This is a genomic window from Pseudarthrobacter sp. J47 (assembly GCF_049810315.1).
GTDB lineage: Bacteria > Actinomycetota > Actinomycetes > Actinomycetales > Micrococcaceae > Arthrobacter.
Genome location: NZ_CP187358.1, coordinates 2,580,441 through 2,595,122 on the forward strand (window position 1 = coordinate 2,580,441; position 14,682 = coordinate 2,595,122).

At 64.4% G+C, this 14,682-nt stretch carries 9 protein-coding genes and 2 tRNA genes; 8 read left to right on the forward strand and 3 right to left on the reverse strand.

Annotation, left to right across the window (positions count from 1 at the left end):
• The gene (locus ACPJW8_RS11805) at positions 1–1,908 is read right to left on the reverse strand and encodes an acetolactate synthase large subunit (RefSeq protein WP_330194108.1); all 1,908 of its coding nucleotides are present in this window, start codon (positions 1,906–1,908) and stop codon (positions 1–3) included.
• 336 nt (positions 1,909–2,244) lie between these two features.
• A complete protein-coding gene (gene ilvD / locus ACPJW8_RS11810; RefSeq protein ID WP_330187798.1) occupies positions 2,245–3,966 on the reverse strand; it encodes a dihydroxy-acid dehydratase in 1,722 nt (573 codons plus the stop codon).
• A 220-nt stretch (positions 3,967–4,186) separates the two neighbouring features.
• On the opposite strand from ilvD, the gene ACPJW8_RS11815 reads away from it, so the two are divergent.
• From ACPJW8_RS11815 to ACPJW8_RS11825, 3 genes are all read left to right on the forward strand, one after another.
• Entirely contained in the window at positions 4,187–5,149 is a 963-nt protein-coding gene (locus ACPJW8_RS11815) for a hypothetical protein (protein ID WP_330187797.1), read from the forward strand.
• Positions 5,146–6,282 carry a PQQ-dependent sugar dehydrogenase gene (locus tag ACPJW8_RS11820; RefSeq protein WP_330187796.1) on the forward strand — a complete coding sequence of 379 codons (1,137 nt, stop codon included), beginning with the start codon at positions 5,146–5,148 and terminating at the stop codon, positions 6,280–6,282. The genes ACPJW8_RS11815 and ACPJW8_RS11820 overlap by 4 nt, the downstream gene beginning before the upstream one ends.
• Positions 6,283–6,399: 117 nt before the next feature.
• A tRNA-Lys gene (locus tag ACPJW8_RS11825) sits at positions 6,400–6,472 on the forward strand.
• 252 nt (positions 6,473–6,724) lie between these two features.
• Here ACPJW8_RS11825 and ACPJW8_RS11830 read toward each other — a convergent pair.
• Positions 6,725–7,174, reverse strand: coding sequence for a MarR family winged helix-turn-helix transcriptional regulator (locus ACPJW8_RS11830; RefSeq protein ID WP_330187857.1), 450 nt, complete (start codon positions 7,172–7,174; stop codon positions 6,725–6,727).
• Positions 7,175–7,272: 98 nt separating this feature from the next.
• Here ACPJW8_RS11830 and bcp point away from each other — a divergent pair, with 98 nt between their 5' ends.
• The 5 genes from bcp (at position 7,273) to ACPJW8_RS11855 (ending at position 14,608) form a co-directional block, all read left to right on the forward strand.
• Entirely contained in the window at positions 7,273–7,752 is a 480-nt protein-coding gene (gene bcp, locus ACPJW8_RS11835) for a thioredoxin-dependent thiol peroxidase (RefSeq protein WP_330187795.1), read from the forward strand.
• 138 nt (positions 7,753–7,890) lie between these two features.
• Positions 7,891–7,972, forward strand: a tRNA-Leu gene (locus ACPJW8_RS11840).
• Between the two features lie 128 nt (positions 7,973–8,100).
• Positions 8,101–9,768 (forward strand): ABC transporter substrate-binding protein, encoded by a 1,668-nt coding sequence (locus ACPJW8_RS11845; RefSeq protein ID WP_330187794.1) that lies wholly within the window; start codon positions 8,101–8,103, stop codon positions 9,766–9,768.
• Between the two features lie 82 nt (positions 9,769–9,850).
• Positions 9,851–11,353, forward strand: a complete 1,503-nt coding sequence (locus tag ACPJW8_RS11850; RefSeq protein WP_330187793.1) for a malate:quinone oxidoreductase — start codon at positions 9,851–9,853, stop codon at positions 11,351–11,353.
• A 57-nt stretch (positions 11,354–11,410) separates the two neighbouring features.
• On the forward strand, positions 11,411–14,608 hold the full coding sequence (locus tag ACPJW8_RS11855) for an efflux RND transporter permease subunit (protein ID WP_330187792.1): 3,198 nt from the start codon (positions 11,411–11,413) through the stop codon (positions 14,606–14,608).
• The last annotated feature ends 74 nt before the right edge of the window (positions 14,609–14,682 follow it).

Consider the following 14,682-nt stretch of genomic DNA (forward strand, 5'->3'; position numbering starts at 1 on the left):
TCAGTCTTCCTCTTCCCATTCCGGGGTCAGGTTGCGGGCAACCTGGATCTGGTCGTTGCTGACACCGGCGGGCACCATCGGCCACACCATGGAGTTGGGGCTGACGACGAAGTCGATGACCACGGGGCGGTCGTTGATTTCCAGCGCCTTCTGGATGGTTGCGTCGATGTCTTCATCGCGCTCACACCGGAAGGATGCACAGCCGTAGGCGTCGGCCAGCTTCACGAAGTCCGGAATCCGGATGGTGTCGTGGCCGGTGTTGAGGTCGGTGTTGGAGTAGCGGCCCTCGTAGAAGAGGGTCTGCCACTGCCGCACCATGCCCAGCGACGAGTTGTTGATGACGGCAACCTTGATGGGGATCTTGTTGATCGCACACGTGGCCAGTTCCTGGTTGGTCATCTGGAAGCAGCCGTCGCCGTCGATCGCCCAGACCACGCGGTCCGGCTCCCCCACTTTGGCACCCATGGCAGCGGGAACCGCATAGCCCATGGTGCCGGCGCCGCCCGAGTTGAGCCAGGCGTGCGGACGCTCGTACTTGATGAACTGGGCCGCCCACATCTGGTGCTGGCCAACGCCTGCAACGTAGATGCCTTCGGGCCCGGTCAGGGCACCGATGCGCTCGATGACCCGCTGGGGTGCGGTCAAGCCGTCCTCCGGCTCAGTCCAGCCCAGGGGGTAGGAGTCCTTCAGGTTGTTCAGGAACGCCCACCAGTGGTCCAGTTCCGGTGTGCCGGTGGCTTCGAACTGGGCCTTTACGGCTTCGGTCAGTTCCGGAATGATCTCCTTGACCGAGCCGACGATGGGGACGTCCGCGGTCCGGTTCTTGGAAATCTCCGCGGGGTCGATGTCTGCGTGGATGACCTTGGCCAGCGGCGCGAAGGTCTTCAGCACACCGGTCACCCGGTCGTCGAAGCGGGCGCCGAGCGTAATCAGGAGGTCCGACTGCTGCAGGGCCGTGACGGCGGAAACGCTGCCGTGCATGCCGGGCATACCCATGTGCTGGGGGTGCGAATCCGGGAACACGCCCTTGGCCATCAGCGTGGTGACAACAGGAGCGCCGGTGGCTTCAGCGAGCTCACGCAGTTCCGCTGAGGCGTGGGCCTTGACGACGCCGCCGCCCACGTAGAGGACCGGCTTCTTGGCCGCGGCAATCAGCTTGGCGGCTTCGCGGACCTGCTTGTTGTGGCCGCGGGTGACGGGCCGGTAGCCGGGCAGGTCGATCCGCGGCGGCCAGGAAAATGTCATCTGGCCCTGCTGCGCATCCTTGGCGACGTCCACCAGCACCGGGCCGGGACGGCCGGTGGATGCCAGGTGGAACGCCTCCGCCATCACGTGCGGGATGTCGTTGGGGTCGGTGACCAGGAACGAGTGCTTGGTGATGGGCATCGTGATGCCCACGATGTCCGCTTCCTGGAAGGCATCGGTGCCGATGACTCCACTGGACACCTGCCCGGTGATGGCCACCATCGGCACGGAGTCCATGTGGGCATCCATGATGGCGGTAACGAGGTTGGTGGCTCCGGGGCCCGAGGTGGCGATGCAGACGCCAACCCGTCCGGTAACCATGGCGTAGCCTTGCGCGGCGTGGCCGGCTCCCTGTTCGTGACGGACCAGCACGTGATTCATGCGTGATGCCATCAGGGGGTCGTAGGTGGGCAGGATCGCTCCACCGGGCAAACCAAAAATGTCGTCGACGCCGAGTTCTTCGAGCGAGCGGACGATTGCTTGCGAGCCGGTGATCACCGTTGGGGGTACAACGTTGTTCGGCCCAATGACAGGAGAGACAGCAGCAAGATCAGCGACGACGACGGCGGTGTCAGCCGTTCGTTCGGCACGTTCCGGAGCCTTGGGGGCTCCAGCGGACTTAGTAGCCATCAGCGAGGGGCTGATCGGCGATCCTTTGCTCATCGGACTCTTCCTTGTGGATCATGGGTAAAACCTGGAAACTGCGGAAAATAAAAAAACCCCTCAGCCGGAAGGCTCTGCGAGGGGGTTGCGCGTGACGGTTCGTTACCAGCCGGGCTATTGAGCCACGCGCTTGGTAAGGACGACTGCTCCAGCAGTGGTGCAGTTGGTTACGAAGGTCATGCGTTCAGTGTTCCCTCTTGGCAAGATACGTGTCAACGCGAGCCGACCGCGTCTCACCATGTGGACGTCATTGTCCACCTAATGGCCCTTCAAGGGAAGGGCCAAGGTTTGGACAGGCTCAACCACACGTGGTTGAGCCTGTCCAAACCTGTTGTATCAGCCGCAGTAAGCGCCGGTACTGGCGCTGTGCACCAACTTGGCGTACTTGGCCAGCACACCCTTGGTGAACTTGGCCGGGAGGGGCTCCCAGCCAACCCTGCGGGATTCGAGCTCGGCGTCGTCCACCAGCAGGTCGAAGCTGCGGGCGGCGATGTCCACGCGGATCCGGTCGCCGTTCTTCACGAACGCGATGGGACCGCCGTCGACGGCTTCAGGCGCAACGTGGCCGATGCAAAGGCCGGTAGTACCGCCGGAAAACCGGCCGTCGGTCAGCAGCAGGACATCCCTGCCCAGCCCGGCACCCTTGATGGCACCGGTAATAGCGAGCATCTCGCGCATGCCGGGGCCGCCCTTGGGGCCTTCGTAGCGGATGACCACAACGTCGCCCTTGTGGATTTCGCCGTTGTCCAGGGCGTCCAGCGCACCCTGCTCACGCTCGAAGACGCGGGCGGTGCCCTCGAAGACGTCGGCGTCGAACCCTGCGCTCTTCACCACGGCACCCTCGGGGGCCATGGAGCCGTGCAGGATGGTGATGCCGCCGGTCTTGTGGATCGGGTTGTCCAGGGCGCGCAGGATCTTCCCGTCGAGGTCCGGCGGGTTGATGGTGGCCAGGTTCTCCGCAACGGTCTTGCCCGTCACCGTGAGGCAGTCACCGTGCAGCAGGCCGGCGTCCAGCAGCGCACGCATGATCACCGGGACGCCGCCGATCTTGTCGACGTCGGTCATCACGTAACGGCCGAACGGCTTCAGGTCGCCAAGGTGCGGGATTTTGTCGCCGATGCGGTTGAAGTCATCCAGGGTCAGCTCAACCTCTGCCTCGCGGGCAATGGCCAGCAGGTGCAGGACGGCATTGGTGGACCCGCCGAACGCCATGGTGACGGCGATGGCGTTTTCGAAGGCCTTTTTGGTCATGATGTCGCGGGCAGTGATGCCAAGGCGGAGGAGGTTGACCACTGCTTCGCCGGACTTGCGCGCGAACTCATCACGACGGCGGTCTGCCGAGGGCGGTGCGGCCGATCCGGGCAGGGACATACCCAGTGCCTCACCGATGCAGGCCATGGTGTTGGCCGTGTACATGCCGCCACAGGCGCCTTCACCGGGGCAGATGGCCTTTTCGATCCGCGTCAGGTCTTCCATGCTCATCTTGCCTGCGGCACAGGCGCCTACGGCCTCGAAGGCGTCAATGAGCGTGACTTCCTTTTCGGAGCCGTCCTCGAGCTTGACCCAGCCGGGCATGATCGAGCCCGCGTAAAGGAACACGCTGGCGAGGTCCAGGCGCGCGGCGGCCATCAGCATGCCGGGGAGTGACTTGTCACAGCCCGCCAGCAGCACGGAGCCGTCGATGCGCTCGGCCTGCATCACTGTTTCAACGGAGTCGGCAATGACTTCGCGCGAAACCAGGGAGAAGTGCATGCCTTCGTGACCCATCGAGATGCCGTCCGAGACGGAGATGGTCCCGAACTGCATGGGGAAGCCGCCGCCGGCGTGCACGCCTTCCTTGGCGCCCTGTGCCAGCCGGTTGAGGGACAGGTTGCAGGGGGTGATCTCGTTCCAGGAGCTGGCAACGCCGATCTGGGGTTTAGCAAAGTCGTCGTCGCCCATGCCGACCGCCCGGAACATTCCGCGAGCCGGGGCCGCGTGGATTCCGTCGGTAACGACACGGCTGCGGGGCTTGATGTCTGGCGAAGTGGTGGTGGCGATCTGGGTGTCCTGACTCATGGGTGAAAGTCTATGACTCCCCGCTGGCCGCTAACGACCAGAACAGGCAGCTGACACCCAATTTCCCGAATATTTCGATCAAATACTGGACCTTCATCTCATATAGTGAGACGAGACGCTGACCGGTGCCGCTGACCGGCCTGGATGCTGGACATGCCTGATGACCCGGACGTACGGTCGATGCACGGCAACCGTGCCTGGCGAAGAGAAGGGCTCTGCCATGGATTTTGTTATCTGGATCATTGTCATTGTTCTGGTAGTTGCCCTTGTGTGGTGGATGGTCAACCGCCGCGGACCGGCACAGGACTCACCGTCCGCCAGCCCAACTGACGCATCCGAGGACCGGCAGGGCGCCGGGCGAACGCACTCCGAAGGAGCCCTCTCCCAAGGCCTGGCGGGCCCTTCCGCCGAGGCAGCCGGAACGGCCGGGCTTCCCGGCGCCGGTGGATTCGGCACCCCCGCTGCCGCCACCCCGCCCGCAACGCCCGACGACGAGCATGATGCCGCTGTTGCGTACGGCGTCGCAGCGGACAAGCCCACCGCCGAAGCCGGGAACAGCACAGCGGCGGCGTCCGCACCTGACAGTACTGCCGACGTCGAACGCTCCGCAGGTGCTGAACCCCAGAGTGCTGAACCCCGGGCCGGCGCCGAAGGAGGAGACGTGGATGACTGGGCTGCCGGGGCCGCAACGGAACGCGACCCTTCAGAAGTCAGCTCGCTGGAGATGCCGGAACAGGAGACCGCGCCGGGTGCCCCTGCGGCAGCGCAGGAACCGCAGGCCGACAGCATTGACGATGACCAGTCCGAGTGGGAGGCCCAGTGGTCCGACGCCGAGGGTACTCCGACTCCACCGCCGTCCCACCACCATGAGTACACCGCGCCCCACGCCCCCACGTTGCCTGGTGCCGAGACCGCAGCTGCAGAAGCAGCAGATGAACAACCCGACGAGGCAGCCCCTGCCGGCCATCTCGCAGCGGAACAGCCGTACGGCGAAGGATCGGCATCACCTGGCCCCGATGGGAGCGGCCCGGAGGGGTACACGGTCAAGGGCGACGCCGCGGCCATGGTCTATTACGACGAGGGCGATCCCGGGTACGAGGACGCCCCCTCCAGCGTGTGGTTCATTTCCCCGGCGCACGCTGAAGCAGCAGGCTTCCGCGAACCCAGGCGCATCCGGCGGTGACCACCAGGGCCGGGTTGGTATTTGCGGCAGCGGCCGCAGCTGCCGTCCTGGCCGGCTGCACCGGTACGCCGGCACCTCCCGCGTCCACGCCCCCTGCTTCAACCACAGTTCCCGCCCCTACAACCCAGGCTCCGACCGCCGGCCCCGGGCAATCGTCGACGGATGCTGCTGCGGAGCCGCGGCTGGTCCGGCAGCTTGACCTGGATCTCGACACACCATGGGCCACCGTCTTCCTGCCGGACGGGACCGCCATCATTTCGGAACGGGACTCGGCACTGCTGAAGTCAGTCAAGGATGGCCAGTCCAGCACCATCGGCGAGGTACCCGGCGTCGTTCCCGGCGGCGAAGGCGGCCTGCTGGGCCTGGCCGTCTCCCCCGGCTTCGCCACAGACCGCTACCTCTACGCGTACTTCACAGCCGCGACAGACAACCGCATCGCCCGCATTCCGTTGACGGCGGCTCCGGACGGCAGCCTCACAGCCGGAACGCCAGAGGTGATCTTCAGCGGGATCTCCAAGGCATCCACCCACAACGGAGGCCGGATCCGCTTCGGTCCGGACGGAATGCTTTATGTGGGCACCGGTGATTCACAGCGCCGGGACCAGCCCCAGGACCCCGAGGCCCTGGGCGGGAAGATCCTGCGGCTGACCCCGGACGGGTCACCGGCGCCCGGCAACCCCTTCGGGAACAACCCGGTCTACAGCCTGGGACACCGCAACGTCCAGGGCCTGGCCTGGGATAGGGAGGGGCGGCTCTGGGCCAGCGAGTTCGGCCCCACTGTGGACGACGAACTGAACCTCATCACCCCCGGCGGCAACTATGGCTGGCCGGACGTTACAGGCGCCCCCGGACGCAGCCCGTTCATCGATGCCAAAGTTGTGTGGCCGGACACCGCCGAATCGTCCCCGAGCGGGCTGGAGATCGTTGGCACCACCGCCTACCTGGGCGCCCTCCGGGGCCAGCGCCTGTGGACCGTAAAGCTCGACGGCGAATCGGCAGGCCAGCCAGTGAGCTACTTCACACGGGAACATGGCAGGCTGCGCGACGTGGCACTGGCCCCAACCGGCGAACTTTGGGTGCTCAGCAACGGCCAGAACCCTGATATCGCGCTGATTGTTGGCCCCGCCGGCTGACCATCAGGCCCCGCTGACCGCCGATTTCCCTTGCTCCGAAAGTTCGTGTAGAGTTTCATGTCGTTGCGGAGATCGCCGCGGGAAATAAAAAGCCCAAAGCAAGCCAAACCGCAGCATGCACCTCTAGCTCAATTGGCAGAGCAATTGACTCTTAATCAATGGGTTCCGGGTTCAAGTCCCGGGGGGTGCACATTACAGAAAGCCGGTCCTGGCACAGCAGAAATGTTGAGCCGGGGCCGGTTTTTTGTGCCCTGGTACGCTTCCCCTCGATCCGGTTCCTGCTGCTCCCGGCCAAGCCGCTTTCCGGACATCCCAAGCCGCTCGCCGCTACGCATATGCACTGGCGCTACGGGTATATCGGGCGCGTCAGGAAATATGCGCAGCGCCACCGGAACCGGGCGCAAAAAAGGCCGCCGGCATCAACCGGCGGCCCTTCCGAAGATCAGTTGTTGTTGTCCACCATTGCTTTGGTGACGGGTGAGGAGTACCTGCTGGCCAGTTCACGGACCACGGATTTCAGTTCCTGGCGAAGAACGTCAGGGTCGATCGACGCGGCCGCCAGGACGGTACGCTCCATGTCCACGGCGGCGGCAACAGCTTCACGTCCCTGGTCCGTCAGGGAAACCACGTGGCTGCGGCGGTCGGTGCTGCTGCGCACCCGGGCTATGTGGCCGTGGCTTTCCAGCCGGCTGAGCGTCTTCCCCATGGTCTGGGCCTGGACGCGGACCAGCTGCGCAAGCTGGGCTTGGGTCATGGGGCCGTTGGCCGCCAGGACCTCAATGGCAATCACCCCGGCGTGGGTCAGGCCGATTGCTCCCAGCTTTTCATTCCAGGAGTGTTCGACGAGGCGGGCCGCGGTGGATAGGAGTCGTCCAGTGGGCCAGCGTTCCATATCAGGCATAACATCCAGTATAACCAAGCGAAGATTCCTTTCAGTGCGCCGGATATTACTAAGCTGATACCTCCAGGAAACCAACAAGGAGTAAAAATTTGGCTGACAGGCTCTTGCCCGGAAGTAAAGCACCGGACTTCACTCTGCCCGATTCCGCAGGGAACAACGTCTCGCTCGGCAGCCTGACCGGCGACGAGGGCAGAAGCACAGTCCTGTACTTCTACCCGGCCGCGTCCACTCCGGGGTGCACCAAGCAGGCCTGTGACTTCCGCGACTCCCTGGCGTCGCTGCAGGCTGCCGGCTACAACGTCCTGGGCGTCTCACCCGATCCGGTGGCCAAGCTGGCAAAGTTTGCCGACGCCGAAGGCCTCACCTTCCCGCTGCTGTCCGACGCCGACCACTCCGTCGCGGAAGCTTATGGAGCGTGGGGCGAAAAGAAGAACTACGGGAAGACCTACCAGGGCCTCATCCGGTCAACGTTCGTCATCGGCCCCGACGGCCTGGTCACCCTGGCGCAGTACAACGTGCGGGCCACGGGACACGTTGCCAAGCTCCGCCGGGATCTGAACCTGGACTAGGTTCTAAGCTTCCGCGCCGGGCGGACAGGTGCCTGGTAGACCCACCGCAGGCCTTACGATCCTGCGGGTACAATGAATGCTGGCATCCGGCGTCGGACGTATTGTGGCCAGCCAGGCCCGTCGTCCGGTGCGGTGCAGGCGCGAGTGGTGAAATTGGCAGACACGCAGGATTTAGGTTCCTGTGCCTTCGGGCGTGGGGGTTCAAGTCCCCCCTTGCGCACTTCCACACCCCCGGTTCCGAGGACCCGGGGGTGTTGTTTTACGGAAACTATCAGCCGGGCTGTCAATTAGACTGGGTCCAGTCCGCAGTCAGCGGCGCCGGCCAGCAGCCGAGAGGTGAAAAATCGAGTGCCCAGCAGTCCTTCCCGCCGAGCAGTAATTGCTTCCGGTTCCGCGTTGCTGGCAATAGCCGTCACCTCCTGCATCGGAACTCCGGCGCCGGTGCCGTCAACGTCGGCCAGGCCCAGTATCCCGGCAGAACCTGAAGCTGTTTTTACCTTCGGAACGGCATCCCAGCCCCTGGGCCTGGACCCGGCCCTGAACAGCGACCTTGAGTCATACCGGGTGTCACGGCAGATCCTTGAAGGCCTGGTGGGAGTGGATCAGACCACCGGGAAGCCCACCCCGTTGCTTGCCACTGAATGGGAGGAATCTGACCAGGGCCGCGCCTATACATTCACCCTCCGCGAAGGTGTGGCTTTCCACGACGGCACGCCCTTTACCGCTGACGCCGTGGTGGCCAACTTCAACCGCTGGTTCAACTTCCCCGAAGCGCTCAGGGCGCAGGCTCCCGGCAGTTCGTTCCGGAGCGTCTTCAAGGCACATGCCGACCAGCCCGAACTTTCGATCTTCAAGTCCTGCACGGCTGTCTCAGCGAACGTGGTCCGCATTGAGCTGACCCAGCCCTTCACGGGATTCCTGCAGGCCCTGACCCTGCCGGCCTTCGCAATGTCCTCCCCCGCGGCCCTGACAGCCGGAAATGCCGATGTGCTGGACCAGACTCGTGCCGGGCAGCCCATCTCGGCCTACGGCTCCAAGCCGGTTGGTACCGGCCCGTTCACCCTGTCCAACTGGGACGACACAGGGCTGACGCTGCAGACCAACCCTTCATACTGGGCGGACCGCGGCGAAATCGGCACCATCCGGTTCGTGACCTATGACCACCCCGAAACCAGGCTGCAGGCCCTCCTGGACGGAAAAATCGACGGATTCGACGGCGTCACGGTGGGCAACTTCGACAAACTCATCAAGCGTGGCATGCAGATTGTCCAGCGGGACCCGTTCTCCGTGATGTACCTCGGCATGAACCAGGAAGTTGCTGCCCTGAAGGACATCAAGATCCGCCAGGCAGTGGAAATGGCGATCGACAAGAATGCCCTGATCAAGGAATTCTTCATCGACAACACAGCACCGGCCACCCAGTTCGTCCCGCCCAAGATCAGCGGATTCAACAACAACGCGCCTGCCTTGGGCCACAGCCCCGAAGGAGCGCGGAAGCGGCTGGCCGAGGCCGGCTACGCGGGCGAAGAGCTGAAGTTCTACTACCCGCTGAACGCAACCAGGCCCTACCTGCCCACCCCTGAGAAGGTGTACGCAGAGCTCAGCCGCCAGCTGACCGCCGTCGGATTTAACATCAAGCCCGTTCCAGTGGACTGGGCCGACGGATACCTCCAGAAGGTCACCACACCCGGAGACCACGCCTTCCACCTGCTGGGCTGGAATGGTTCCTACTCCGACGCCGACAACTTTGTTGGCCCGCTGTTTGGTTCCAAGACCGGGGAGTTCGGGTACCAGGATCCCCAGGTGATCGCCAAGATCAACCGGGCGCGGGGACTTCCCGACGGCGAAGAGCGGAATGAGCTTTATCACACGATCAACGAGGAAATTGCGGCCGCCACTCCAGCCGTTCCCATCGCCTTCCCCATCTCCGCGCTGGCTTTGTCAGACCGCGTGGTGAACTACCCGGCGTCGCCCGTGCTGAACGAAGTTTTCACAATGGTTCGCTTAAAGCCTTGACGGCGCAGGCCAATTTCAGTATGCAGGCGTGGCGGGGATATTCTGTGACAGCCAGAGCCGCCGCCGCTATCGGAGACTGATTGTGACTTTCATTTCCAAGACCAAACGCACCGACGTCGTCCTGATTGGCGGCGGCATCATGAGTGCCACCCTCGGCGCGTTTATCAAGCAGCTTGAGCCGGACTGGAACATTTCGCTCTTCGAGAAGCTGGACCAGGCAGGTCTTGAAAGCTCCGATCCCTGGAACAACGCCGGCACCGGGCACGCGGCACTGTGCGAACTGAATTACTCCCCCGCGGCCAAGGACGGCACGGTGGACCCCACCAAAGCGCTGCTGATCAACGAACAGTTCCAGCTCTCCCGCCAGTTCTGGTCCCACCTGGTGAAAAACTCCCTGATCGGCTCCCCCAAGGGCTTCATCAACACCGTTCCGCACATGAGCTTCGTGATTGGCGATGACCACAGCACGTTCCTGAAGAACCGCTACGAAGCGCTGAAGCCACACACGCTGTTCCGCAGCATGGAGTACTCCGAGGACCAGCGCCAGATCGGCAAGTGGGCCCCATTGATCGTCAAGGGCCGCGACCCGAAGCAGCGTGTTGCCGCCACCTACGCGCCTGAAGGCACAGACGTCGACTTCGGCGCCCTGACCCGGGAACTCACCGGGTACCTGGACAACAACGGCGTAGAGGTCAACTACGGCCACACCGTTACGGGCATCCACAAGGCATCCGACGGCGGCTGGGACCTCAACCTGAAGCACCCGGCTTCCGGGGAACGCGGCTCCATCCACGCCAAGTTCGTTTTTGTCGGCGCCGGCGGCGGGGCGCTGCACCTCCTGCAGGCTTCCGGGATCCCTGAGAGCAAGGGCTACGGCGGGTTCCCGGTGTCCGGGCAGTTCTTCCGTTGCACGGATGAGAAGCTGGCGGCACAGCACAGCGCGAAGGTCTACGGCCAGGCGTCCGTGGGAGCGCCGCCCATGTCCGTTCCGCACCTGGACACCCGTTACGTGCAGGGCAAGCGCTCCCTGCTGTTCGGTCCTTACGCCGGGTTCTCCACGAACTTCCTCAAGCACGGCTCCTACCTGGACCTGCCGCTGTCCATCCGGCCGCACAACATCATCCCGATGCTGGCTGTGGGCAAGGACAACATGGACCTGACCACCTACCTCATCAAGGAAGTGGCCAAGCGCCACTCGGACAAGGTGGAGTCCCTGCGCGAGTACTACCCTGAAGCCAAGGACGGCGACTGGGAACTCATCACCGCCGGCCAGCGCGTCCAGATCATCAAGAAGGACCCCAAAAAGGGCGGCGTGCTGCAGTTCGGCACCGAGGTCATCGCGGGCCGCGACGGCAGCATCGGCGCCCTGCTGGGCGCTTCGCCGGGAGCCTCCACGGCAGTGCCCATCATGATCGAGCTGCTGCAGAAGTCCTTCCCGAAGAACTTCAAGGGCTGGCAGTCCAAGATGAAGGACATGATGCCCGGTTACGGCGTCAAGCTCGACGAAAACGCCGAGCTCGCCGAACAGCTGGAGAAGTACACGGCTGAGGCGCTCCAGCTGGAAAGCGTGTCAGCAGCCCGCTGACCCGCAGCGGGCCTGCGGGGCCCACCCCACGCATCGCAAAACTACAGGAGTCGCGGGATGTTCCGCCTGGCACAACTTTCACTGGCCAACCGGGCACTGATCGCGCTGGTTACTGTCTTCGCGTCCGTTTTCGGCGTGATCACCATGTCCTCGCTCAAACAGGAACTCATTCCGTCCATTGAGTTCCCGCAGGTCACCGTGCTCTCAGCGATGCCTGGCGCGTCACCGGACGTGGTGGACAAGCAGGTCAGCACACCGCTGGAGACTGCCCTGAACAGCGTCGAGGGCCTGGAGTCGACGTCGTCCACTTCCCGCAGCGGAGTCTCGCAGGTCAGCCTGGTGTTCAGGTACGGAACCAACCTGGACCGCGCCCGCAACCAGATCGACCGGGCCATCTCCAATGCCAAGCGGAACCTGCCGGAAGACGTGGAACCCCAGGCGGTGGCGGGCAGCATCAGCGACTTCCCCATCGTGTTCCTGGCTGTTGCATCGGACAAGCCGCTCAGCGAATTGAATGCAGACCTGCAGCGCCTCAGTGTCCCGCGGCTGCAGAAGCTCGACGGCGTCAGGGCGGCGGACGTGACAGGCGGAGCCACCCAGCACGTCCAGATCCTCCCGCGCGCCGATGCGATGGCCGCCCGCGGCGCCACGCTTACCGCCGTCAGCGATTCGCTGGCCAACAACGGCGGCCTGATTCCTGCAGGCACCATTGAGGACCAGGGCCGCACGTTGTCCCTGCAGATCGGCAGTCCGGTGGACTCCCTGGAAGCGATCCAGGCGCTGCCACTGTCCGGAACCAATCAGCCCACCACCATTGGTGAGGTGGCCGACGTCGCCATCAAGGACGATGACCGGACCTCCATCACGCGGACCAACGGCCAGGAAACACTCGCCGTGTCCGTCACCAAGAAGCCCGACGGCGACACCGTGGGCATCTCGCACGCCGTGAACAGCATCCTGCCGGAACTGGAAGCAGAACTGGGTTCCAACGCGAAATTCACCCCCGTCTTTGACCAGGCGCCGTTCATCGAGAAGTCCATCAAGGACCTCACCACGGAAGGGCTGCTGGGACTGGGATTCGCCGTCGCGGTCATCCTGGTTTTCCTGATGTCCACACGTTCCACCCTGGTTACAGCGGTGTCCATTCCACTGTCCCTGCTGATTACCTTCATCGGGTTGAGCGCCACAGGCTATTCGCTGAACATCCTGACCCTGGGCGCCCTGACCATTGCCATTGGCCGGGTGGTGGACGATTCGATCGTGGTGATCGAAAACATCAAGCGCCACTTGAACTATGGCGAAGACAAGGTCACCGCCATCCTCACGGCCATCCGCGAGGTTGCCGGGGCCATTACGGCCTCAACCCTGACCACCGTTGCCGTTTTCCTGCCCATCGCCTTCGTGGGCGAGCTTGCCGGTGAGCTGTTCCGGCCCTTCGCCTTGACGGTGACCATGGCGCTGCTGGCGTCACTGCTGGTCTCACTGACGATCGTCCCCGTCCTTGCCTACTGGTTCCTGAAGACCCCTGCCGTGGAGGGGCTTACTGCCGCCGAAGCTAAACAGCGTGCGGACGAAACCCGGGCCAAGGCACACGCCGCGGAGGAGAAGAGCCTCCTGCAGCGCGGCTACCTGCCCGTCCTGGCCAAGACGCAGAAGCATCCGGCCTGGACCCTCGTGGCGGCGGGACTGGTCCTGGCCGGAACGGCTGCCATGACGCCGCTGCTGCCCACCGACCTCCTGGGCCAGTCCGGCCAGAACAGCCTGACTGTGCGCCAGGTACTGCCCGGCGGCACCAGTCTCGCGGATACCAATGCGCAGGCTGTCCGCGTCGAGGAGGTACTCCTCGGGATCGACGGCGTCCGCACCGTGCAGGTAACGTCCGGCAACGCGCAGACCGGCTTTGCGGCACTCACCTCTACCGGAGCGTCCAACTCCACCTTCACGGTGGTCACGGATGAGCACGCAGACCAGGCGGCCCTCCAGGACACAGTGCGGCAACAGCTGACCGGGCTGCCCGACGCCGGCAAGATCACCGTGGGCACCCAACAGGGCGGCTTCGGCACCTCCAGCACCGTGGACATCACGCTGAAGGCCGCCACCTCCGCAGACCTCCAGCAGGCAAGCGACGCCATGGTCAGCGCCATGACGGGCGTCCCGGGAACCACGGAAGTTGCCAGCAACCTGGCAGCGAGCCAGGACGTGGTCCAGGTCCGGATCGACCGTGCCAAAGCCACAGCCGCCGGGCTGAACGAGGAACAGGTGGCGGGCATCCTGGCCTCCACCATCAGCCCCCTCCCCGCCGGAACCGTGCGCTTCGACACCACCGACTACCCGGTCCGGATCGGCCAGGGAACCGACTTCACCAGTATCGACGCGGTGCGCAGCCTTCCCCTGCCCGGCGGCTCGGCCACCCTCGGCTCGATCGCCACGGTGGAGCAGGCAGCCGTTCCGGTCTCCGTTACCTCCACCAACGGCCAGCGGACCGCCAAGGTGTCATTAACGCCGTCGGGCTCCAACCTCGGCGCGGTCAGTGCTGCGGTGCAGGAGCGGCTGCCCGGCGTCCAGCTCCCCGCCGGCGTTACGGCGGAAATCGGCGGGGCCACCACGCAGCAGCAGGAGTCCTTCCAGCAGCTCGGGCTGGCCTTGCTGGCGGCCATCGCGATCGTTTACGTGATTATGGTGGCAACGTTCAAATCGCTGATCCAGCCCTTGATCCTGCTGGTTTCCGTCCCGTTCGCTGCCACCGGCGCAGTGCTGATGCTGCTGGTCTCCGGGGTGCCCCTTGGCTTGCCTTCGCTGATCGGCATGCTGATGCTGGTGGGCATTGTGGTGACCAACGCCATTGTCCTGATTGACCTGATCAACCAGTACCGCATGCCCCGTGACGGCCGCGCCGGCATGAACGTGGCTGATGCCATCCGCCACGGTGCCCGGCAACGGCTGCGGCCCATCCTGATGACGGCCCTGGCCACAGTGTTCGCACTCACGCCGATGGCGTTGGGGCTGACCGGGGGCGGCGGGTTCATCTCCCAGCCGCTGGCCGTCGTCGTCATCGGCGGTTTGGTGTCCTCCACCGCGCTGACCCTTGTCCTGGTGCCCGTGCTGTACAGGCTGGTGGAGGGCCGTAAGGAGCGGCGCGAACTGCTGGCGGACCTGCAGCGCATTCCGGCCGCCGAAGGTCCCGCAACCGGGGAATTCGCCGACTGGACCACGGGCATGATCCCCAAGGTGAGCGGCAGGCGCGCCCAACACTGATACGGGAATAACTCCCGGCCCCAGGCGTTGTATCGGGTGATAGATGCAAATGCATCTAAATTGGGATACAGTGG

What these genes read in the sequence shown, in the direction of transcription:
- ACPJW8_RS11805 (WP_330194108.1), bottom strand. Translation starts at nt 1,908, where the DNA reads ATGAGCAAAGGATCGCCGATCAGCCCCTCGCTGATGGCTACTAAGTCC.
- ilvD (WP_330187798.1), bottom strand. Translation starts at nt 3,966, where the DNA reads ATGAGTCAGGACACCCAGATCGCCACCACCACTTCGCCAGACATCAAG.
- ACPJW8_RS11815 (WP_330187797.1), top strand. Translation starts at nt 4,187, where the DNA reads ATGGATTTTGTTATCTGGATCATTGTCATTGTTCTGGTAGTTGCCCTT.
- ACPJW8_RS11830 (WP_330187857.1), bottom strand. Translation starts at nt 7,174, where the DNA reads ATGGAACGCTGGCCCACTGGACGACTCCTATCCACCGCGGCCCGCCTC.
- ACPJW8_RS11855 (WP_330187792.1), top strand. Translation starts at nt 11,411, where the DNA reads ATGTTCCGCCTGGCACAACTTTCACTGGCCAACCGGGCACTGATCGCG.